The organism is Nostoc sp. XA010, assembly GCF_020829625.1.
Lineage (GTDB): Bacteria > Cyanobacteriota > Cyanobacteriia > Cyanobacteriales > Nostocaceae > Nostoc.
Window position 1 is genome coordinate 273,759 of record NZ_JAIVFX010000007.1, and the last position, 23,346, is coordinate 297,104.

The 23,346-nt window shown below is 43.2% G+C and carries 16 protein-coding genes; 8 read left to right on the forward strand and 8 right to left on the reverse strand.

Features of this window, described 5'->3' with window-relative positions; genetic code table 11:
• Nucleotides 1–126: 126 nt before the first annotated feature.
• The 4 genes from LC608_RS13730 to LC608_RS36860 form a co-directional block, all read right to left on the reverse strand.
• Nucleotides 127–2,007: an N-acetylmuramoyl-L-alanine amidase gene (locus LC608_RS13730; RefSeq protein WP_229554063.1), complete on the reverse strand. Its 1,881-nt coding sequence runs from the start codon at nucleotides 2,005–2,007 to the stop codon at nucleotides 127–129.
• A gap of 589 nt (nucleotides 2,008–2,596) precedes the next feature.
• Nucleotides 2,597–4,483: an N-acetylmuramoyl-L-alanine amidase gene (locus LC608_RS13735; RefSeq protein WP_229554064.1), complete on the reverse strand. Its 1,887-nt coding sequence runs from the start codon at nucleotides 4,481–4,483 to the stop codon at nucleotides 2,597–2,599.
• Between the two features lie 785 nt (nucleotides 4,484–5,268).
• Entirely contained in the window at nucleotides 5,269–6,747 is a 1,479-nt protein-coding gene (locus tag LC608_RS13740; protein WP_229554065.1) for a cation:proton antiporter, read from the reverse strand.
• 122 nt (nucleotides 6,748–6,869) lie between these two features.
• Nucleotides 6,870–6,998 carry a hypothetical protein gene (locus LC608_RS36860; RefSeq protein ID WP_267871071.1) on the reverse strand — a complete coding sequence of 43 codons (129 nt, stop codon included), beginning with the start codon at nucleotides 6,996–6,998 and terminating at the stop codon, nucleotides 6,870–6,872.
• A 29-nt stretch (nucleotides 6,999–7,027) separates the two neighbouring features.
• On the opposite strand from LC608_RS36860, the gene LC608_RS13745 reads away from it, so the two are divergent.
• Nucleotides 7,028–7,777 carry an SIMPL domain-containing protein gene (locus LC608_RS13745; protein ID WP_229554066.1) on the forward strand — a complete coding sequence of 250 codons (750 nt, stop codon included), beginning with the start codon at nucleotides 7,028–7,030 and terminating at the stop codon, nucleotides 7,775–7,777.
• A gap of 58 nt (nucleotides 7,778–7,835) precedes the next feature.
• Here the strand turns inward: LC608_RS13745 and LC608_RS13750 are convergent, their stop codons facing one another.
• Complete coding sequence (locus tag LC608_RS13750) at nucleotides 7,836–8,198, reverse strand: single-stranded DNA-binding protein (RefSeq protein ID WP_229554067.1); 363 nt, start codon at nucleotides 8,196–8,198, stop codon at nucleotides 7,836–7,838.
• Nucleotides 8,199–8,559: 361 nt separating this feature from the next.
• On the opposite strand from LC608_RS13750, the gene LC608_RS13755 reads away from it, so the two are divergent.
• The 3 genes from LC608_RS13755 to mreD all read left to right on the forward strand — a co-directional run bounded on the left by LC608_RS13755 (nucleotide 8,560) and on the right by mreD (nucleotide 11,120).
• Entirely contained in the window at nucleotides 8,560–9,567 is a 1,008-nt protein-coding gene (locus LC608_RS13755) for a rod shape-determining protein (RefSeq protein ID WP_229554105.1), read from the forward strand.
• Between the two features lie 100 nt (nucleotides 9,568–9,667).
• The gene (gene mreC, locus LC608_RS13760) at nucleotides 9,668–10,477 is read left to right on the forward strand and encodes a rod shape-determining protein MreC (protein ID WP_229554068.1); all 810 of its coding nucleotides are present in this window, start codon (nucleotides 9,668–9,670) and stop codon (nucleotides 10,475–10,477) included.
• A 25-nt stretch (nucleotides 10,478–10,502) separates the two neighbouring features.
• The gene (gene mreD / locus LC608_RS13765; protein WP_229554069.1) at nucleotides 10,503–11,120 is read left to right on the forward strand and encodes a rod shape-determining protein MreD; all 618 of its coding nucleotides are present in this window, start codon (nucleotides 10,503–10,505) and stop codon (nucleotides 11,118–11,120) included.
• Nucleotides 11,121–11,566: 446 nt separating this feature from the next.
• Here mreD and msrB read toward each other — a convergent pair whose 3' ends face one another.
• Nucleotides 11,567–12,061: a peptide-methionine (R)-S-oxide reductase MsrB gene (gene msrB, locus LC608_RS13770; RefSeq protein WP_229554070.1), complete on the reverse strand. Its 495-nt coding sequence runs from the start codon at nucleotides 12,059–12,061 to the stop codon at nucleotides 11,567–11,569.
• Nucleotides 12,062–12,283: 222 nt separating this feature from the next.
• On the opposite strand from msrB, the gene LC608_RS13775 reads away from it, so the two are divergent.
• The 3 genes from LC608_RS13775 to LC608_RS13785 all read left to right on the forward strand — a co-directional run bounded on the left by LC608_RS13775 (nucleotide 12,284) and on the right by LC608_RS13785 (nucleotide 16,552).
• Nucleotides 12,284–13,648: an FAD-binding oxidoreductase gene (locus LC608_RS13775; protein WP_229554071.1), complete on the forward strand. Its 1,365-nt coding sequence runs from the start codon at nucleotides 12,284–12,286 to the stop codon at nucleotides 13,646–13,648.
• Between the two features lie 58 nt (nucleotides 13,649–13,706).
• Entirely contained in the window at nucleotides 13,707–15,062 is a 1,356-nt protein-coding gene (locus LC608_RS13780) for a (Fe-S)-binding protein (protein ID WP_229554072.1), read from the forward strand.
• A gap of 185 nt (nucleotides 15,063–15,247) precedes the next feature.
• Nucleotides 15,248–16,552 carry a P-loop NTPase fold protein gene (locus LC608_RS13785; protein ID WP_229554073.1) on the forward strand — a complete coding sequence of 435 codons (1,305 nt, stop codon included), beginning with the start codon at nucleotides 15,248–15,250 and terminating at the stop codon, nucleotides 16,550–16,552.
• A 31-nt stretch (nucleotides 16,553–16,583) separates the two neighbouring features.
• Here LC608_RS13785 and LC608_RS13790 read toward each other — a convergent pair whose 3' ends face one another.
• Nucleotides 16,584–16,868, reverse strand: coding sequence for a hypothetical protein (locus LC608_RS13790; protein ID WP_229554074.1), 285 nt, complete (start codon nucleotides 16,866–16,868; stop codon nucleotides 16,584–16,586).
• Nucleotides 16,869–17,113: 245 nt separating this feature from the next.
• Here LC608_RS13790 and LC608_RS13795 point away from each other — a divergent pair, with 245 nt between their 5' ends.
• Nucleotides 17,114–22,297, forward strand: a complete 5,184-nt coding sequence (locus tag LC608_RS13795) for a hypothetical protein (protein ID WP_229554075.1) — start codon at nucleotides 17,114–17,116, stop codon at nucleotides 22,295–22,297.
• 93 nt (nucleotides 22,298–22,390) lie between these two features.
• On the opposite strand, the gene LC608_RS13800 is transcribed toward LC608_RS13795, so the two are convergent.
• Nucleotides 22,391–23,005 (reverse strand): Uma2 family endonuclease, encoded by a 615-nt coding sequence (locus LC608_RS13800; RefSeq protein ID WP_229554076.1) that lies wholly within the window; start codon nucleotides 23,003–23,005, stop codon nucleotides 22,391–22,393.
• Nucleotides 23,006–23,346 lie beyond the last annotated feature (341 nt).

The following is a 23,346-nucleotide window of genomic DNA, read 5'->3' on the forward strand; positions in this document are numbered from 1 at the left end:
ATATTAATTTAGGTTTTGGGATTTAAGATACAGAATTTAGCAGACAATCTCCAAATTGACCACTAAATTCTGGATGCCAAAGGAGTCTAAATACCACCTTTTAATTAGTAATTTTTACTATATTAATTAGCGCTGTAAGTATTTTAGGATGCCACGAGCGATCGCTTCTGCCATCTGATTTTGATACTCTGGTGTTCCCAATCTGGGATTGTCTTCTCGGCCACTCATATAACCTGTTTCTACTAAAATCGAGGGCATAGAGCTTTTTCTGAGGACGTAGAATCTGGCTTTGCGGGTTCCCCGGTCTTTGATTGTACCGATGTTCTGGAGGATACTATTGCGAACTACTTCAGCCAGAGCATAACCGCTATCGTAATAATATACTTCTAACCCATTAACATCAGGACGATTATCAACCGAATTAGCGTGAATGCTGACAAATGCAGTTGCATTAACTCGCTCGGCAATTTCTACCCGTCCCTGAAGTTCTACGAAAAAGTCAGCATCCCGTGTGAGTACCGCCTGTACACCATTTTGCTCTAAAATTGCTGCTACTCTTTTACCAATAGGCAGGATTACGTCCTTTTCTAAAAGTCCGCCTAGACCTGGGGCACCTGAGTCTTTTCCACCATGTCCTGGGTCAATCACAACTAGTAATTTCCCTCTGGGAACTGAGGGGCGCGGCTGTGGCTGGGAGATAGGACGGGGATTATCTGTGGGGTTTGGGAATTGACTTAGATTTGGCGATGGCAGAGGAGGTGTGACGCTACCAGAGCGTTGTAATTCTAAAGCCAAAAGCTGGTCGCCAACCTGATTGAGTTCCCCAATTTGTACCCCGGCTGCTGGTTGAATTAAGACGACGACAGTATTGGATTCTTGTGGTTGCAAACGGACTCGCAGGATAGGGCTATTAGCATTAAAAGTCGGACCTGTAACTCTGGGAGCTAACCGAGCATTGTTGATGGTAATGCGGAACAGACCAGAAGTTCTATCCCAGCCTCCTGTAGCAGATAAAGCTTGGTCGCCTCTAATGAGCAGTTGTGTGCCATTACCAGCCAATTGCACAGACTGAATGGTAGCAGTTGAGGTGTTACTAGATGGCATTGGGCGTGGACTATTACCTCCAGGCAACTGAGCAACGCCACGACTAGGCAGAACCACAAAACCACCAATGCTGCTAGTGGTTGCTCGCCAATTTTGACTATTTTCGTCCACCTGTAAAGTTATGCGAACAACAGACGGGCTTGTTTGTAGTTGGCTGAACTGAATGCGATTGACACCATAGCGATTAATCGGTAAATCGCGCTGCCCTAGATTTGGTGATAAAGTAGCGCCAGTAATATCAATGTTAACTGCCCTTTGATCGTTGCTAGGATTTACCTGAATCTGAGGATTACCACCATTGGTGCGGATGAAAAAACCATCCCCTGTGACTTGTAAGTTCTCAATTTGAGTAACCCTGGCGGCAAGCATTCTGTTTTTAGGCGGATTGACAGGGTTTGCTGTCACTACGTTGTAAATATTTCTTTGGGAGAACACTGGTGGAAATGTTCTCGGTGAAGTTTCTGTTGCTATAGCTTGTTCTTGTCGCCCCCCAGTATTTGAGGGGACATTCTCAGCTACTGGCGTAGGTAATTGTACCATCCAGCGATTGCCAGTTGTGCCAACAAATTGTACTGCCTTGGGGTCAAGAGTATAACCAGGAGTCAGTTCAACGACTATGCGCGTTGTTTGTTCGTCAAATTGCCCAACACGGATAGCGCGGATTGCACCGCCCACCTGTTGGGTTAACTGCGGACGCCCAAATGTGGTTCCTGGCAAATCAATTACCAAACGAGTGGGGTTAAAAATTAATTGTGCTTGGGGTTGAACATCCCCCAAGGTATTAATTTCCAGACGATTTTGGTTGGTATCAAAACGCCAAGATTGTAGTCTCGCGGCCATTGCCGGCGACGACAGCATGAAGATAGTTCCAATAGTACTGGATAGTAACCAGTGTAATTTCACAGTCCTTTCTCCTAATTCACATTCATGGGAGCCGTCAGCCCCTTTGGGGAAGTCAAAAGTCAAAAGTCAAAAGTCAAAAAATTTACCAAGCCTATAAATAAATTTATTTGCTCAGTACCTTTTTATTTCTGGTCAACATCTCAACATATTGGCAAATCCTCACACCGTCACCGCGCACACTTGAGTTTTGCGCTGTTATTAAGACACAGCTAATGGCGTAAAATATAGCACGCTCCTCTGATTTTGCCATGCCATGAGCCTATATAAATTTGACTGTCAATTTTAGATTTTAGATTCCTAATTTTAGATTTTTTGATTTTTGGTTCATAGCGGACTATCGCTTTGATACACTAACACTCCTTGTGGCGTGAAATAATTCCATCATCGAAAATTTAAAATTCTCAACCTCTATCCCTTTATTGGTGGGGTTAATCCAAAATCCAAAATCGCTTGGCTTGCAAATCATCAGATGACAATAACAAAGAAGCTACTCCTATCCCGCCGCAAAAATACTTAAATTGTTTACTACTAAATTGGATAAAAATGGTAAAGATTAGATGTATTTACTCAATAATTTCGACTAAATTACTTATCTTCTCTTTAGATACTGAAGAACGCCACGAGCGATCGCATCTGCCATTTGCTTTTGGTAAGCTGAGGTTCTGAGTTTAGCGTTATCATCTCGACCAGTCAAATAACCTGTTTCTACAAGAATAGAAGGCATGGAACTTTTTCTGAGGACAAAAAATCTGGCTCGCCGCACTCCCCTATCTCTGACATTTACACTTTGAAGAATACTTTTATGGACAGTGCGAGCTAGACCCAAACCACTGTCGTAATAATACGTTTCTAAGCCACTGACATCCGAACGACCTGGCCCAACTGCATTAGCATGAATGCTAACAAAGACATCAGCATTCGCTCGCTCTGCTAATTGCACCCGTCCCGGAAGGGTAACGAAATAGTCAGAATCCCGTGTCATAACTACTTGTACGCCATTCTGCTGCAAAACCTGAGCTATTCTTTTGCCAATAGACAAAATAATATCCTTTTCGCGTAATCCGCCAAGACCTACTGCTCCAGGGTCTTTACCGCCATGTCCGGGGTCAATCAGGACTACTACTCGTCCATTGGCAAGTGGGCGTTGTGGTTGTCTTAGGGGCTGGGGATTGGGATTGTTTGGGTCTGGGAATGGTCCCCGGTTTGGCGGTGGTAGCCCAGGTAAAGCAAAGGGTGGTCTTCCGGGGAGGGCAACAACTCGTCGAGAACCTTGTATTGATACCAAAAGCTGGTCACCGATTTGTTGAGGTTGCCCAAGTTGCACTCCGCCTGCTGGTTGAATTAAAACAACGACTGTGTTGGGTTGTTGGGGTTGCAGACGTACCCGGAGAATGGGGCTATTGGCAGTAAAAGTCGGACCTGTGACTCTGGGAGCTAATTTAGCATTGGTAATTGTGACGCGGAACACACCTAAGGATCTATCCCAGGTTCCCGTGGCAGATAAAGTTTGGTCGCCTCTAATTAGGAGTTGTCTGCCATTATCAGCCAGTTGTACAGACTCAATTGTTGCTGGGGAGTTGTTGGCAGATGGTCTGCTGGGAAAGGAAGGTGGTTGTGACTGATTGCCAGAATTATTATTTCCACCCAATCTAACAACGCGACTAGGTAGAACTACTAATCCACCACTGTTAGTATTAGTTGCTTGCCAGTCAGGGCTATTTTTATCTACCCGCAAAGTCAGGCGAACGCCAGGAGGTTGGCTTTGTAGTTGGGTAAATTCGACGCGGCTAACACCATGTCTGTTAACAGGGATATTATTCTGTTGCACCAGACGTGGTGATAAAGATGCGTCAGAGATATCCATGAAAATGGTAGCGCGATCGCGGCTGCGAATTACCCGAATCGGAGAATTACCACCACTGGTGCGGATGAACAACCCATCGCCTGTTACTTGTAAGCTCTCAATTTTAGTCGCCCCTCGTCTAGTAGTGGCAACCCTTGAAATACTAGGTTGAGGTTCAGTGTCTGGGGTAACAACAGTGTAGGCACTTCTGGGAGATAAAGTGGGAGATGAGGCTACTCTATCAACTTCTGGTTTAGGTAATTGCACCCTCCAGCGATCGCCAGTTGTACCTACAAATTGTACTCGTTTGGGGTCTAAAGTATAGCCAGGAGTCAGTTCCACAACTATACGGGTTGTTTCTGCATCAAACTGCCCAACCCGGATCGAGCGAATTCCACCGCCCACCTGTTGGGTTAGCTGCGGACGCCCAAATGTGGTTCCTGGCAAATCAATTACCAGCCGAGTTGGATTGAAAATTAGTTGTGCCTGGGGTTGAACTGTTCCTACAGTATTAATTTCCAGCCTGTTTTGATTGGCATCAAAGCGCCAAGATTCCAGTCTCGCAGCCATTACCGGCGACGATAGCATGAAGATAGTTCCAATAGTACTGGGTAGTAACCAGTGTAATTTCACAGTTCTTTCTCCTAATTCACGTTCATGGGAGCCGTCAATGAAGAAGCAGGGGGAAGGGGGCAGGGAGCAGGGGGAAATACTCCCATCAAGAACTGCTGTGGAATGAAGGGAAAAACATGGGTCTGAGTCCCCCACTTCTATTGAGTAGTTCTCGTTCAGGTGGGGTCAGATCCCCTTTCTGTTCTATCTCCCCTGCTCCCTGCTCCCTGCTCCCTTGCCTCTTGTTTAATATCTCAACTCATTGGTAAATCATCAGACCGTCACCACCTAAACTTGACCTTTGATGCCTTTTTTGATTTTTTAAAATGGTATAAAGACGCGCTTAAATCAGTTAGCAGGTTTCATATGGGACTAAATCCCCATGTGAAGTTTTCCACCTTCAGAGGTAGGAACTTTGACTCCCAAAGAAGCTAGAAAACTAATAACTGATAACCGTTCACTGATAACTGTTTTTTGTTTTTCGCCATCAATGTACTAAATAGATAATTCCCATTCTTTTGAGAAGATCTAGCAAAATTTATGGGTGTTACTCCCCAATTACCTGGAAGATTTTCAAATAAAGGCTCACAAGCCAAGGGAGACTAGAAATAAATAACATTCCAAATGCTGGTAGAAATTATAAACAGACGATTATTCTACAATCAGACGGGACGGAAATTTAGGAAGAGAAGTTTCCACTGCATAATCGCAAAACCTTTAAAGTATGGTAATAGTACTGAATTCAGAGTCCTAAGTTCTGAGCGAAAATCACTCAGAACTCAGTAAGAATTTACCCAAGACTTTGATTAGCGATCGCTAGATTCTGGGGTTACTTCCAAATTGCCACTGTCATTTGATGCTGGCACTCTTGACTGAGGCGGTTCAATTACTAACGAGGTTCCAGAGGAACCATCTAAAATCAGTTGGTCTGAGCCTGAATCCACAGTTTTTGGGTCTGGAAATACAAATCGTAACAAAGGAGGGGCTAAAAAGGTTGTCAAGATAACCATCATGATAATTGCTGCCCCTAATGGTTTCGAGAGAGCGCCACTGGCTGCACCGACACCAGCAAATACTAATCCAACTTCCCCTCTAGGAATCATCCCCACACCGATCGCTAAACGGTTGATTTCCGGTTGACCAAACACGCTTAAGCCTGTGATTACTTTACCAAGAATGGCTACTGTGATCAGGAAAGTTGCCATAATTAAACCTTCCCGATTATCGGGAATTGCTGGGTTTAGCACTCCTAAATCGGTTTTTGCCCCAACAGTCACAAAGAAAATTGGCACCAGCATATCAGCAATGGGTATGACTTGCTTTTGCAGTTCTTTGCGCTTATCTGTCTCTTCTAAGACTAAACCCGCCGCAAAAGCTCCCAGAATTGCTTCTAAGTGGATGACGGCGGCAAGGTATGCCATAGCAAAAGCGAAGATGAATGCTGGTATTACTAGTCCACCGCGTGTTTTGAGTTTATTAGCGATCGCTACAAAGGATTTATTGAAAACATTGCCTAGTAGGATTGCTCCCAAAATAAAACCAGTAGCGCTGATAATCAAATAAATAACTTTGCTGACATCCACCACACCATCTTTAGCTAGGCTGGCAACTACCGCTAAAACGATGATTCCTAATACATCGTCAATTACGGCAGCACCTAGAATAATCTGCCCTTCTTTAGAATTGAGTCGCCCCAATTCTGATAGCACTTTGGAAGTAATACCGATACTAGTGGCAGTCAAAGCCGCCCCGGCAAAAATTGCGGGTATAGCAGCAATACCAAACAAAGTCATCAGTCCCACAGTACCAGCTGCAAAGGGTACTACTACCCCCACTATTGCTACAACAGTGGCTTGGATACCAACTGCCATTAAATCTTTTAAGTTCGATTCCAAGCCGATTTCAAACAGTAGGATGATCACACCCAATTCTGCCAAAACCGAAATGACCTCAGACTGCGCTGCAAATACGGCTGGAGTGGCTTCAGGCGTTAAACCAGCAGTGATTTGAAGGAAGGACATGATCAAAGAGTTAGAACTGTCTGTGCCGCCTTCTGGAAACACCAAAAGGTGAAAAACAGAGATGCCAACTACCACACCACCTACGAGTTCGCCTAAGACAGGCGGTAAACCCACTTGGTTTGATAACTCTCCACCAACTTTGCTGGCGAGATAAACGACTACTAAGCTTAGTAACACTGCTGCTACTACCATTGAACTGTCTGCGGCTTCTGTTGCACTAGCCAGCAGAGGAAAAGAGAAGTTGATTGGATTTAACAAATACATGGGTTCCGTGAAAATCCTTCTCTTTGATTTTGACGCGTTTCTGAAAAACGTCTATCTATTTCCGCTGTGGCGTACTAGTGTAATTTTTTAGTTTCCAAAAATGTAACCATTTCAGCTTTTAACTATGGCAGTGTCAAAGTAAGAACATACAAATTGTATCTAGCGATCGCACTTAAGTTGTGAAAAACTTGTGGTAGCTGTTGAGAGTCAACAGCTACCACAATATTGCTACATACGTTTATTAAAAACATCTGTGGATACTTTGAGGAGTGCAAATCTTATGACCAGAGCCGCTTTATTCGGTTCTCAGTTTCCTAATGGAAAGCTGTGGAAAATGCTGCCTTTGACAATGCTTCTATGTATAACTTTTACACTACCTACATTTGCACAAGAAAAAGAGAAATTGTGGCGAACCCTCAGTGTCAGTGGTCGCGGAGTAGAAACAATTCCTACAACCTTGGCGCAAGTCAATTTAGGAGTGGAAATTCAGGGGAAAACAGCCCAGGAGGTACAGCAAGAAGCCGCCCGGAGGTCATCGGCTGTAGTTGCGTTCCTCAAGAGCCAAAATGTCGAAAAATTACAAACTACTGGTATCCAGCTTAATCCAGTTTACAGTTACACCAATAATGTGCAGCGCATTACAGGTTATGCTGCCAATAACACAGTAAGTTTTCGCATTCCTACCGAGAAAGCCGGTACATTATTAGATAATGCAGTCAAAGCGGGTGCGACACAAATTAACGGTATTAGTTTTGTTGCCAATGATGAAGCGATCGCGGCTGCTCAAAAACAAGCATTAAAAGAAGCTACCCAAGATGCCCAGCAGCAAGCTGATGCTGTTTTCAGTGCCTTGGGTTTTAAACGCAAAGAAGTGGTGAGCATTCAAGTTAATAATGCAAGTCCACCACCACCACCAATGTTTTTACGGGCTGAGGCTTCACAAAAGTTAGCCAACGCCGACACTTCCACCCCTGTCGTTGGTGGTGAACAGCAAGTAGAAGCATCGGTGACGCTGCAAATTAGTTATTAGTCATTAGTCATTAGTCATTGGTCATTAGCATTACTAAAAACTAATGACCAATGTCCAATTAAAAATGTTCTGAAGACATATCTCCTGAACCGCCCTCTCCATCACGCTTAGAGCCTAATAAATCCAGTTGATCTACTCTAATAATGGGTGTAGAACGGTTTGCTCCCGTTTGGCGATCGCTCCATGTGTCAAACTTCAAGGAACCCTTTATCCCAATTAGACTTCCCTTACGCACATAATTACCTGCTACCTCAGCCGTCTTATCCCATAATTCCAGAGTGAACCAGTCAGGTTCATCGCTGTTGCGCGATCGCCTTTTTACAGCTAGCGTCAATTTACACTTAACACTACCAGATTCAAAATATTTTATATCAGGGTCGCTACCTACACGACCAACAAGAGTGACAATATTGATACTCATGTGCGTTACCTTTTAGTACATGCGTACTTAGTAATTTAGACTTTCATCATAGCGAATTGTGAAACACTTGAAAATAATGTGTTAAACAGTTAACAATATAGTTGACTTGAAAAATTATACATATTACTTGGAGAAACACATAAAACTATACGGATATACTAAATTAACCAGAGAATATCAAAACATACATAGCTGAGACATCGTAAATATTCCTGGGAATCATATAAAAATATAGTCTAGTTTACTGAACTCAGGATATAAACATAATCAAATCAACTCTACCGTTGTAGTCAAGAAGTATCGCACATAGGGGGCTTATAGACGCGTGGGTATTTTTAGGAACTTTCGCACATCATGGGATATGGGTATCGACCTCGGTACCGCAAACACCCTGGTTTATGTATCAGGTAAAGGTATTGTACTGCAAGAGCCTTCTGTAGTTGCTATCGATGTCAACGAAAAGGTAGCACTGGCAGTAGGAGAAGAAGCCAAAAAAATGCTCGGCCGCACACCTGGAAACGTGATTGCCCTTCGCCCCTTGCGCGATGGTGTAATCGCTGATTTCGATATAGCCGAGCTGATGCTGAAAAGCTTTATTCAGCGTGTAAATGAAGGTAGGTCTTTGATTTTACCCCGGATTGTCATTGGTATTCCCAGTGGTGTCACAGGAGTAGAAAGGCGAGCTGTAATGGATGCTGCTCATCAAGCAGGAGCAAGAAAAGTTTATTTAATCGATGAACCTGTAGCTGCTGCCATTGGTGCAGGACTACCTGTTGCTGAACCGACTGGCAACATGATCATTGATATTGGTGGTGGTACAACAGAAGTTGCGGTGCTGAGTCTTCAAGGTACAGTGATCAGCGAATCAGTACGCATTGCTGGGGATGAACTGACTGAATCGATTATCCAGTATATTAAGAAAGTTCATAACTTAGTCATTGGTGAACGCACTGCCGAGGACATCAAGATTCGGCTCGGTTCTGCCTATCCTACTAATGATGATAATGACGCCATGATGGAAATCCGAGGCTTACACCTACTTTCTGGTCTTCCGCGAACTGTAACAATCAAAGCCCCAGAAATCCGTGAAAGTATGTTGGAACCGCTATCAGTAATCATAGAAGCTGTGAAGCGGACATTGGAACGTACACCTCCAGAACTGGCAGCAGACATTATTGACAGAGGTATTATGTTAGCTGGTGGTGGTGCTTTGCTCAAAGGCATAGACACCTTAATTAGCCATGAAACAGGGATTGTGACCCATATTGCCGCCGATCCTCTCTGCTGTGTTGTGCTGGGAACAGGTCGTGTGTTAGAAAACTTTAAACAGTTAGAACGAGTTGTTACTGAAAGCTCTCGCAATATGTAGCAAAAAAAATATCAGACTTGAGTTCTATTTGAGTTCTATTTGGGTTTTATATAAATAGAATCCAAGTAGAACTTAATTGTTTAAGTATATGAAGGTATATATGGTTACAATACGGCGTTGGTGGGATCATAAAGGATTACAAATCGGGTTGTTAGCTTTAGTAGTTGGTAGTGCTTGGGTATTGCGACAAACTCAAGGTGAACTGGTGCTTGAAACATACCACGTAATTACCCGTCCGTTAGAGATGTTGCAGTCAGGGCCAACTCCAGAAGAACGTCTTAGAGATGCGCGGATATTGGAATTGCAAACCCGTATAGTAGATTTGGAAAGTCAAAAGACCAAGCTACAAGATTTATTAGGCTATGTGGAAAAAGAGCCATTAGCATCACGGCCAATTCCAGCGCGGGTAGTAGGACGTAGTGCTGATCAGTGGTGGCAACAAGTTACCTTGAATCGCGGTGCGAATGCAGGGATTCAAGAAGGGTTCATAGTCAAGGCAGAAGGCGGATTAGTGGGTTTGGTGCAAAGTGTAACTCCCAATACTAGCCGCGTGTTGTTAATCAGCGATCTCAAAAGTCAAGTGGGTGTATCAGTTAGCCGCACAGCAGCTAAAGGTGTTTTGCGAGGAGATTCTTCAGCAGAAGCTGTGCTGGAGTTTTATGAAAAAGTCCCAAATGTCAAGGTAGGAGATTTAGTTTCCACATCTACTTATAGTCAGAAATTTCCATCTGGTTTGGCAGTAGGACGAATCAAATCGCTGGATTTAAAGAAACTTCCCGCATCAGTAGCGAAAATTGAGCTTTTTCCGCCAATCCGCTCTCTCGATTGGGTAGCTGTTTATCCAAAGCTAGAAAACCAAGAGTTGGAAACCCAAAAGTCGGTAAATCAAGTGCCGCAAAAGTCTAAGTAAATTCTTCAAAAAAATCCATAGAAAAATGAAGATTCCTGCATTTGGTGGTAGCAGGCAGAAAAAGCCAAAATTGTCAGACCGAAAATCGAAATTCCGAATCCAGCCACTTTCTCGTTGGCATCCCGGTGTACGTCAGTTGTTGGGTTGGATAGTGACGGCTATTTCTGTACTGTTATGTTTACTATTATTACCAACCCGCTTGCCGGGTATGGAACTATTGGGAATTGCCCCAAACTGGCTATTAATTTGGGTGGTAGCTTGGAGTGTGAAGCGCACGGTATTTGCCGGAGCATTGGCAGGTATAGTTCTGGGGCTACTTCAAGATTCAATGACATCACCTAACCCTACTCATGCCCTCAGTTTAGGTATAGTGGGAATTTTAACTGCTCTGCTCCAGAAGCAGCGTTTTATCGAAGAAGATTTTATTTCGATTGCTGTAATTGTCTTTGTTATGGCAGTTTTGGCAGAAACTATTTTTGGCTTGCAATTAACTTTGATGGGGAATGAGCGCAAGGTAACAGATATTTGGACATATTACCAGCGTGTCGCCTTAGCCTCTGCCATTCTTAGTAGTTTGTGGGCACCTGTGGTTTATTATCCGCTAAATCTTTGGTGGCAACGGATAAAATTATTGGAACAATAGTCAAAGGATTTTGGATTTTAAATTTTAGATTAACCACGATAATCAAACAACACCGTATCATGGTAGTTAGTAGCACTTATGTGTGATACTTTCTTTTTTGCCTTAAAAAATATCAGGTAAGTCATCTCCTGATTTACTTACGGCAAAATGTTGAAGCTTTCACTAAGTAATCTAATTGGAGAACGCTAATGTCGAAAGAAAGAAAAAGTAATAAAGAGGTTAAAAAACCTAAAAAAGATCCCAAAGACAAAAAGGAGAAAAACGACTCAAATAAATAGAAATATTTAGGTAAATCGCTTTAGCGAAGACCAAGAGTTGGATTTTTTTAATTGACAATACTTCGTCCATTAGGATTGGGTAGGAGAAGTTATTGTCAACAATCTATTCACCCTTGGTCAAGCCTCAAAATTTTATAATTTAGGTTAGTGCGTGCGATTGCAAGTAAATTAGGCAGGAGTAAACTTCAGCGAAACCCCATTCATGCAATAGCGCTTGCCTGTGGGTGCAGGGCCGTCATCAAAAACATGACCCAGATGTCCACCACAGCGACTACAATGCACTTCAGTTCTGGTCATAAACAACGACCGATCTACAGTAACTGCGATCGCACCTTCAATCGGGTTAAAGAAGCTAGGCCAGCCAGTACCACTGTTAAATTTGGTATCAGAGGTAAACAGTGGCAGTTCACACGCAGCACAATAATAAGTACCATTGTCGTATTCCTTATCCAATGGGCTGGTGTGGGGGCGTTCAGTCCCATGTTTACGCAATACCTTAAACTGTTCTGGCGTTAAAATCGTGCGCCACTCTTCTTCAGGTTTAGTAATTTCAAATCCACTATTAGAAGTTGTCATCGCTTCTGACCCCCAATTGATATACCTTGATAACAATGCTGTGCCGACTATTACTGCACCAGCCTGTAAAAAATACCGTTTGTCCATATATCTATTATTTTCTATTTTTGGGTTCACTGGGCAATCAACTCTAGTACGGAATTCCCTACATTAATCACTATAATTAGCGATCGCTCTGAATTCACCCTGATAAACTGATTAAAATTAGCTAAGAAATAACAAAATAAAGCCACCGTATATTAATGGCAATGTGCTTTTTTGGTCAGGTTAGCCAGTAAATTAAATATAGGGCGTAAAAAAATAAACTAAATGAAAGCGATGTCTAACGACAAGCCGCAAGCCGTCTGCGCTTCTGATTTTGCATCTATCGTCGGCGAAGAAAATGCTGTTTGTCTTTGGGAAAATATAGAACTAAGTCAGCAAAAACGTATCCAACAGGCGATTTCTAACGAGAAGTCGCAAGGGGTCTACGCTTCTGGAAATTCTCCCAGTTGTATCGTCTATCCCCGCACTCAAAAACAGTTAGCCGCAGTCATCGCTACAGCTTACACTAACAACTGGCGTGTCCTCCCCTGTGGTAGTGGCAGTAAACTTAGCTGGGGCGGTTTAGTTAAAGGCGTTGATATTGTAGTTAGTACAGAGCGTATTAACCAAGTGATTGAACACGCTGTTGGAGATTTGACTGTCACAGTAGAAGCTGGGATGAAGTTCTCTGATTTGCAAGCACTTTTAGTAAAGTCGCGGCAATTTCTCGCCCTTGACCCCACAGCACCAGAGTCAGCAACCATTGGCGGTATTGTTGCTACAGGTGATACAGGTTCTCTGCGACAACGTTATGGTAGTGTACGCGACCAGTTACTAGGTATTACCTTTGTGCGTGCTGATGGACAAATCGCTAAAGCTGGGGGAAGAGTAGTTAAAAATGTTGCCGGATATGACTTGATGAAGTTGCTTACTGGGTCTTATGGCACATTGGGCTTTATTAGTCAACTAACTTTTCGCGTGTATCCGCTACCAGAGGCATCGGGAACGGTGGTACTTACAGGTAGTGCAGAGGCTGTATCTCAAGCGGCTGATATCCTTCGAGGTTCGGCGTTAACACCAGTTCAGGCTGATTTGCTATCAGCTAAGTTGGTGTCTAGTTTAGGTTTGGGCCAAGGACTGGGATTAATTGCCCGCTTTCAAAGTATTAGTGAGAGTGTTAAGGAACAGTCAAACCGAGTTTTGGAAGTTGGGCAAAAGTTGGGTTTAGATGGAGCAATTTTTGCCGATGCTGATGAGGCTAATCTATGGCAGAGATTGCAAGAACGAATCCATACTACTGCCACAGAATCTGTAATTACTTGCAAAATAGGAGTGTTACCTACTGCTGCTGTAGAGATTTTGACTCAGGTGGAGTTGGGTTTAATTCATATAAGTAGTGGTTTGGGTTTGTTACAATTAGAGGATAAAAATCAAGTATTGAAAGTGCGCGATGAGCTACGCTCCGCCGGAGGCGATCGCACTCAAGCTAATAGAGGTTTTTTAACAATTCTGGAAGCACCAGTGGCGGTTAAAGAACAAATAGATGTTTGGGGCTACACGGGGAATGCTTTGCCGTTGATGCGCCGTATTAAGGAACAGTTTGATAGTAAGAATATTTTAAGTCCTGGTCGGTTTGTGGGTGGGATTTAATTTTAACTAACCGCAGAGACACAGAGAACGCTGAGATAGAGAGGGGAAAGGGAGAAATATGCAAGTTTCAGAAAATTCTGTTAATAATACGGCTAGTTTAAAGAATTTGAAGGGGTTTGATGAGAGTCATCCACCTGATCCAAAGTTGATTGATAGTTGTGTACATTGTGGGTTTTGTCTCTCGACTTGTCCCAGTTATCGAGTGCTTGGTAAGGAGATGGATTCTCCTAGAGGACGCATCTATTTAATGGATGCAATTAATGAGGGCGAGATTGCTTTAAATACGGCAACTGTAGAACATTTTGATTCTTGTTTGGGGTGTCTTGCTTGTGTGAGTACTTGTCCTTCTGGTGTGCAGTATGACAAGTTAATTTCTGCAACTCGTCATCAAGTTGAACGAAATTATCCTCGCAGTTTGCCAGATCAATTTTTTCGTCAACTGATATTTTCTTTGTTTCCTTATCCCAACCTTTTACGGGTTTTATTAGTTCCGTTGTTGGTTTATCAAAAGTTGGGGTTTGCAAAATTCTTTCGCGCTACGGGTTTACTCAATAAAATATCGCCCCGTTTGGCAGCAATGGAATCTATTCTGCCAGAAATTACTCTCAAATCTTTTCAGGATAACTTGCCTACTATTATTCGCGCCCAAGGTGAGAAGCGCTACCGAGTCGGAATGATTTTGGGTTGTGTACAACGGCTGTTTTTCTCGCCAGTGAATGAAGCAACAGTGCGGGTTTTAACAGCGAATGGTTGTGAAGTTGTGATTCCCAAATCTCAAGGTTGTTGTGCAGCGCTTCCCGAACACCAAGGACAAACAGAACAGGCGAAAGCTTTAGCAAGGCAGATGATTGATAGTTTTGCTAACACGGATGTAGATTTCGTGATTATCAATGCTGCTGGGTGTGGTCATACTTTGAAAGAATATGGTCACATTTTAGAAAGTGACCCAGAATATCGGGAAAAGGCAAAGGATTTTGCAGCTAAAGTGAAAGATGCTCAAGAGTTTTTGGCAACTGTTGGGTTAACAGCAAAACTATCGCCACTGACTGATAAACCCTTGAATTTAGTTTATCAAGATGCTTGTCATTTATTGCATGGACAAAAGATTAGTGTGCAACCGCGTCAGATATTGCGGCAAATTCCAGGGGTGAAGTTGAGAGAACCGATAGATGCAGCTTTATGTTGTGGCAGTGCTGGGGTTTATAATATGCTGCAACCAGAAGTTTCTGAAGAATTGGGTCGGCAAAAAGTGGAGAATTTGTTGAATACTGGTGCTGAGTTAATTGCTTCTGCTAATCCGGGGTGTACTTTGCAGATTACGAAGCATTTGCAGTTGCAAGGTAAGAAGATTTCAGTTATTCACCCAATGGAGTTATTAGATTATTCGATTCGCGGTGAAAAGTTGAAATTGTAGATATTTCTTGTGGGGTGGACATCTTGTCCGCCCTTGGTTGTAGGCGGGTGAGACACCCACCCCACAAAAAAAGTTAGATATTTTAATCAGTCAATCTAAAGAAGCTTTTTCCGAAATAGCGGCTTTATCGTCTGTATAATCACTGAAATGGGCAAGAGTGTCAGCCTAATTTTGGGTGATTTGTGATGAAACTAGATTTAGTCAGGTTTTTTCAAGCTTGCAACCCCAGTAAGACTCTGGTTGTGAGCAAACCGGAGGATAGACAATATTATATTGATTTCTCTAAAGTGCGTGGTGCCAAGATTATTGAAGAATTAGGGCGAACTATCACGCGCCTTTCACCTGAGCAGGCTACTTGTCAATTGTTTACAGGACATATCGGCTGTGGCAAGTCTACTGAATTACTGCGACTCAAAACAGAGTTAGAACAGCAGGGATTTCATGTGGTTTATTTTGAGTCTAGCCAAAGCCTGGATATGGCTGATATTGATGTTACAGATATTTTACTAGCGATCGCTCGTGAAGTGAGTCAAAGTCTAGAAGCAATAAAAATTAATTTGAAACCAGGATACTTTAAAAATTTATTTACTGAAATTTCAGAGTTTTTGCAAACGCCGTTAGATATTGGGGTTGAGGCTGAGTTATCTGTAGGTATTGCCAAGATTACCGCCAAAACTAAAGATAGTCCTAAACTTCGCGGACAGTTACGCCAATATTTAGAACCGCGTACCAATGGCATTTTAGAATCAATCAACAAAGAATTGCTCAAGCCTGCTATAGACAAACTGAAGCAGCAAGGTAAAAAAGGACTGGTGGTAATTATAGATAATCTCGACCGAGTGGATAATTCTTTAAAGCCTTCCGGTCATTACCAGCCAGAATATCTCTTTGTTGAACGCGGTGAACAGTTAAACCAGCTAAATTGTCATGTTGTTTATACTATTCCGTTAGTGTTGATTTTTTCTAACGCTTTAGGCAGGTTAACAAATCGCTTTGGCGCAGACCCCAAGGTTTTGCCAATGGTTCCTGTGCAATTACAAGATGGTTCGCAATTTTCAGAGGGAATCACGCTGCTGCAACAGATGGTCATGGCGAGGGCTTTTCCTGGTGTCAATTGGGAACAAAGCCAGTATTTGATTACTGAAGTTTTTGATAGTCCTGATAGTTTAGAGAGACTTTGCCGAGTTAGCGGCGGTCATTTGCGTAACTTGTTGATGTTATTGTTTCGCTGTCTTCAGCAAGAAGACCCACCTTTGTCGCAAGAGTGTGTAAATAGAGTGATTAAACAACGCCGTAATGAGCTAACTTTGGCAATTACGCCCGATGAATGGGAATTACTGCGTGAGGTAGCGCAAGAGAAAAACTTGAGAGGTCATGAAAGATATGAACTTTTGCTCCGCAGTATGTTTGTATTTGAATACCGGGATGAGGATGGTTCTTGGTTTGATATCAATCCGATTTTGGCTGAAGCGAAGGAATTTAAGTTGTAAATCGGCTGTAGGGGCGTAAAGTTGTAAGCCATTACCTATCATGTATTTTGTAAAATGGCACAACATTAACGCTGTCAGCAAGTGCGGGAGCTACATCAGCAAGTGTGGGAGCTACATCAGCAAGTGCGGGAGCTACATCAGTAAGTGTGGGAGCTATATCAACAAGTGCGGGAGCTACATCAGTAAGTGCGGGAGCTACATCAACAAGTGCGGGAGCTACATCAACAAGTGCGGGAGCTACATCAGCAAGTGCGGGAGCTACATCAGTAAGTGCGGGAGCTACATCAGTAAGTGCGGGAGCCGTGTCAGTTGTCATCTTCACAACTACAGCTTTTTACAACTAGCAGAAATCGTCCATCGTCCTTCCTGCCTCCTGCCTCAAAACCCGTAGCTTTGTACTTCATGCAAAGGAAAACTGCTATAGGACTAATATTTGATTTCTGAAAAAGCTCGGTACAGACCGAAAAGCCTAATTCCTTATTCCCTATTCCTTACTCCCCACTCCCCACTCCCCGCCCACGTAGATAATTTCAAAAATCAAATACGATTCCTATATATGTTATGAGTAATCAGCGAGAGCCAGAAAATTTAGCCTTTGACAATGAACGTTCATTGCAAACTCTGGTGCGAACAATTACCCTTTCTCAGGGGGAATTTTCGCTGATTTTGCTGCGCTGTAACTATGCTGATTTACGTCAGCGCATGGTAGAACGTCTGCACCAATTATCTCCTGTACACATTCACGAAATTACTTTACCTGCATCAGTCAAAACGCTTTACACAAATATACGCGAACAACTGGGAGATGAACAGCCACTTACATTAATGATTTTTGGTTTGGAGTCAGTTAAAGATATTGATACAGTTCTGACTTCAGCTAACCAAGTACGGGAGGAGTTTAGAAAGAATTTCCCGTTTCCGATATTGTTGTGGGTTAATGATTCACTTCTGCAAAAATTTATTCGATTAGCTACTGATTTAGAGAATTGGGCAACTATCATCGAGTTTGAAAACCCTACCGATGAGTTAGTCAATTTCCTTCAGCAAAAAAGTGATGAAATCTTTGCAGGTGATATAACGCCCAATCCCCAAATGTGCCGGGAACTAGAAACCGCCCGTCAAGATTTGCAAAATCGAGGAGAAGTATTAGAAGCAGCACTTCAAGCAAGTTTAGAGTTTCTGCTTGGTTTAAATGATTATCTACATGACCACATAGATTCTGCTTTAGCACATTATCAACAAAGTTTGGGGTTCTGGCAACAAAGTAATTATTTAGAGCGACAAGGTATATTACTCGTTAATATTGCTTCAGCTTATAATCGCCAATCTGAAAAAAATCAGACCGAAAATCAACGCTATTGGCAAGAGTCTAGAATTCACTTTCAACAAGCTATTGAAATTTTTGAACAAGCACAACGTTCAGATTTAGTTGCAAAACATATTACTAAACTGGGTGAAGTGCTACGACGTTTACAAGCATGGCCAGAGTTGCAAAGTCTTGTGGAAAAATCTCTGCCGCTACATCAAAATTATGGAACATCGTTGCAGTTGGCTCAAGATTACGGATTTTTGGCAGAGGTAGCCTTAGACCGGTCACAGTGGGATGAAGCTCATAAACACGCAGGGCAAGCATTGCAAATATTAGCTGCGATACCTAATTTACAACCAGATCAATTTGCTTTATATCGGTTTATTTTAGCAAAATCACAACAGGGTTTAGGTCAAATTCAAGCAGCAATTACTAATTTAGAAGCTGCAAAAAATGAAAGTAATCATCACTACAACCCACAATTATATATATCTATATTAGAGAGGTTACGCTTACTTTATTTTGAACAAGGTGAATATCTTAAAGCTTTTAATATTAAGCAAGAGCAATTACAAATTGAACAACAGTATGGTTTTCGCGCTTTTGTTGGTGCGTCTTATCTCAACCCACAGCGACAGGCAATTAATTCTGCACAGTTGCAGGTAGAAAATCCTAAAACAATTGCTCAAGAAATTGCTGCTTCTGGTCGAGGACAAGATGTTAAACGTTTGCGAGAAAGAATTGGCGGGACTGAGCATAAATTGACTGTAATTCATGGTCAGTCAGGAGTGGGGAAAAGCTCGATTTTGCAAGGTGGATTAATCCCGGCGTTGCAACAGCAAGCTATTGGTGAGCGAGATGCTTTACCCATTTTGTTGCGAGTTTATACAGATTGGGTGGGGATGTTGGGGCGATGTTTAGCTAAGGCTTTTGAGGAAGTCAGAGGTAATCAATTATTTGCTAATCTTGATTCTTCAGCAGCTATTTTAGGACAATTACGGAAAAATGCTGACCGAAATTTATTAACGGTTTTAATGTTTGACCAGTTTGAGGAGTTTTTCTTTGTTTATCCAGACCAAAGTCAACGACGAGAATTTTATGAGTTTTTGCGAGTTTGTCTAGATATTCCTTTTGTAAAAGTAATTCTGTCTTTGCGGGAAGATTATTTACATTATTTACTAGAGTTAGACCGTCTGTCTAATTTGACTGCAATTAATAATAATATTCTCGATAAAAATATTCGCTATTACTTGGGTAACTTTTCGCCAGCCCATGCTATGGCTGTTGTGCAGACTTTAACTGAACGCTCTCACTTCTACCTAGAGCCTGCACTGATTGATGAATTAGTGCGAGATTTAGCAGGCGAATTGGGGGAGGTTCGCCCGATTGAGTTACAAATTGTGGGGACGCAATTACAAACTGAGAAAATTACAACTTTAGAAAAGTATCGTCAGTTTGGCACTAAAGAAAAACTGGTGGAGCGATTTTTAGAAGAAGTCATCCATGATTGTGGCGCGGAGAATGAACAGGTTGCACAACTGGTTTTATATTTACTCACAGATGAGAATGGGACTCGTCCCCTGAAGACTCGTGCTGAGTTAGTCGCAGATTTGCCAGCAAAAGCCAATAAACTAGATTTGGTGTTAGAGATTTTTGTGGCATCAAGGTTAGTATTGCTGTTACCAGAATCGCCTGCTGACCGTTATCAATTGGTTCATGATTACCTTGTGTCGTTCATTCGCCAACAACAAGGCAATGAAATATTAGCAGAATTAGCTAGAGAGCGAGAACAACGCCTGCAAGCAGAAGAGAAGCTGAAGCTTGAACGAGATGCAAAGCAGATATTAGTTAATGCTCAACAAGAAGCCAAGCGGCAAATTCGCCAAGGGCGGATGCAGTTGAGAGTGAGTTCTGGGTTAGCGGTATGTCTATTATTATTTGCAGCTATATCATCTTTATATGCATTGAATCAAATTCAATTTGCTAAGAATGCTGATGGTAAAAAACAAGAGGCTGAAAATAAAGTTAAAACGGCTCAAGCTGAATTGCAAGCTACGCAAAAAACACAGCTAGAATTACAGAAGAAAGCGCAAGAATTAGAAACTAACAAGAAAGATGCAGAGCAAAAGTTTCAAGCAGCGCAGAAGAATCAGCAAGCCGCAGAAGTGAAATTTAAGGTAGCACAGGCAGACTTAGGGAAAGTAAACCAGCAAGCAGCAGAATTACAAAATAAAAATTCTCAAGCAGAGGAAAAAATTAAAACAGCTAACGAACAAGTCAAAACGGCTGAAGAGAAAGCACAACAGGCAAATAGACAACAACAGGAAGCGGAATCTAAAACTAAACAGGCTCAAACTATTTTGAGTCAAGCACAAGCAGCGCTACAAGGAGCAGAGACAGCACAAAAAGAAGCGCAAAAGGGAACGGAATTAGAACGGGCAGGTGTTAATGCTTTAAAACAGTTTGAATATACTGAGTTAGAATCGCTGGTGTCAGCAATGCAGAGTGGTAAAAAGTTAAAAACTTTGGTAAAAGATGGTCGCCCTCTAGAAGAATATCCAACTATCAGCCCTATCTATGCTTTGGATAGTATTCTCAATAAAATTAAAGAACGTAATCAGTTCCAAGGGCATCAAGGCACAGTCTTAAGTGTGAGTTTCAGCCCGGACGGCAAAACCATCGCCACAGCATCAGATGACAACACAGCGCGGTTGTGGACGCTCAATGGGCAACTGCTACAAGAATTAAAAGGGCATCAAGGCATAGTCTTAAGTGTGAGTTTCAGCCCGAACGGCAAAACCATCGCCACGGCATCAGATGACAACACAGCGCGGTTGTGGAACCTGCAAGGGCAACTGCTACAAGAATTAAAAGGGCATCAAGGCTTAGTCTTAAGTGTGAGTTTCAGCCCGGACGGCAAAACCATCGCCACGGCATCAGATGACAACACAGCGCGGTTGTGGACGCTCAACGGGCAACTGCTGCAAGAATTCAAAGGGTATCAAGGCGAAGTCTTAAGTGTGAGTTTCAGCCCGGACGGCAAAACCATCGCCACGGCATCAGATGACAACACAGCGCGGTTGTGGAACCTGCAAGGGCAACTGCTACAAGAATTCAAAGGGCATCAAGGCGAAGTCTTAAGTGTGAGTTTCAGCCCGGACGGCAAAACCATCGCCACGGCATCAGATGACAACACAGCGCGGTTGTGGAACCTGCAAGGGCAACTGCTGCAAGAATTTCAAGGACATCAAGGCTTAGTCTTAAGTGTGAGTTTCAGCCCGGACGGCAAAACCATCGCCACGGCATCAGCTGACAAAACAGCGCGGTTGTGGACGCTCAACGGGCAACTGCTGCAAGAATTCAAAGGGCATCAAGGCTTAGCCAGGGGTGTGAGTTTCAGTCCGGACGGCAAAACCATTGCCACGGCATCAGATGACAAAACAGCGCGGTTGTGGACGCTCAACGGGCAACTGCTGCAAGAATTCAAAGGGCATCAAAACTGGGTCTTAAGTGTGAGTTTCAGCCCAAACGGCAAAATCATCGCCACGGCATCAGATGACAACACAGCGCGGTTGTGGAACCTGCAAGGGCAACTACTGCAAGAATTCAAAGGGCATCAAGGCTTAGTCAGGGGTGTGAGTTTCAGCCCGGACGGCAAAACCATCGCCACGGCATCCTGGGACAAGACAGCGCGGTTGTGGAACCTGCAAGGGCAATTGCTGCAAGAATTCAAAGGGCATCAAGGCAGAGTCTTAAGTGTGAGTTTCAGCCCGGACGGCAAAACTATCGCCACGGCATCATCTGACAAGACAGCGCGGTTATGGAACCTGCAAGGGCAACTGCTGCAAGAATTCAAAGGGCATCAAGGCTATGTCTATAGTGTGAGTTTCAGCCCGGACGGCAAAACCATCGCCACGGCATCCTGGGACAAGACAGCGCGGTTGTGGAACCTGCAAGGGCAACTGCTACAAGAATTCAAAGGACATCAAGGTTATGTCTATAGTGTGAGTTTTAGCCCGGACGGCAAAACCATCGCCACGGCATCATCTGATAACACAGCGCGGTTATGGAACCTGCAAGGGCAACTGCTGCAAGAATTCAAAAGGCATCAAGGCACAGTCTTCTATAGTGTGAGTTTCAGCCCGGACGGCAAAACCATCGCCACGGCATCAGATGACAAGACAGCGCGGTTGTGGACGCTCAACGGGCAACTGCTACAAGAATTCAAAGGGCATCAAGGCAGTGTCTGGGGTGTAAGTTTCAGCCCGGACGGCAAAACCATCGCCACGGCATCAGATGACAACACAGCGCGGTTGTGGCCTGTGGAGAATTTAGACCACTTGTTGGTGCGGGGTTGCAATTGGTTGCATGATTATTTACAGAATAACTCGAATTTGGGTGAGAGTGACAAGCGTCTCTGCGATGATATCAAGTAATTCGTAATTCGTAATTCGTAATTCGTAATTCGTAATTCGCCTCCAGCAAGAAGCAAGCTACGCATTAATTAACGCGTAGCGAACAAGATGCTTTCAATGCCACACCCGTCGCAAATTCAAGACAAAACCCGGCAACACCGCTTCACCCGACAACTCAGCAGGATTCTCCAACACTTCCACATCCTTACCCAGTCGATAAATTTCCACCCGTCGCTGCTGCGGATCGATTAACCAACCAAGTTTAGTGCCATTGTCGATATACTCCCTCAATTTATCTTGCAGGGACTTGAGGGTATCTGAACTAGAGCGTAACTCAACCACAAAATCGGGGCAGATATTAGCAAACGTTCCTTTTTGTGCCGAAGTAAGCGCCTGCCATCGTTCTCCACTCACCCAAGAGGCATCGGGGGAGCGAGTTGCACCATTGGGTAAAATGAAGCCTGTAGAAGAGTCAAAGGCTTCACCAGGTTCGCCCGCATTACGCCACCACAAATACAATTCTCCCGAAATACTCCAATTACGTCTCCCAGTTTCCCAGCCTGTTGGTGGGTTCACTATTAATTCTCCTTGTGCGGTTCTTTCCAGCCTCAAGTCTCGGTTGGCTGCGGCTAAAGCAGCAAACTGTTCTTGGGTAACATACAGCCCAATCGACTTAGGCAACTCAATCAATAGGGTTTCGGTTTCTGGACTAGCGGGTGTTTGTACCATCTTGATCTCTTACCAATAGGGATTCGGTAAATGATGCCTACCCTATTAACTAACAAATTCTACAAGCTTTCTTAGCGTCCGCCTCCGGCACTGTACGATCGCCTAAGCACCTCGAACGCGATCGCAATTGCAGATATAGCAGGCAACAGGCAACAGCTTGAAAGTATTATGGTGTAAGGGTTTTACGATAAGGTTATGTCTTAACCTAACTGGCAATTGCTATAATTATAAGTGATCGCCATCTCTTCTCTAACCCTTTTCTCTTCTCATAGAATGATCCAGAAGATTTGCTACGCCACTATGACTCTTCTATTCTGGGCGCAAATGCTTAGATACTAAAA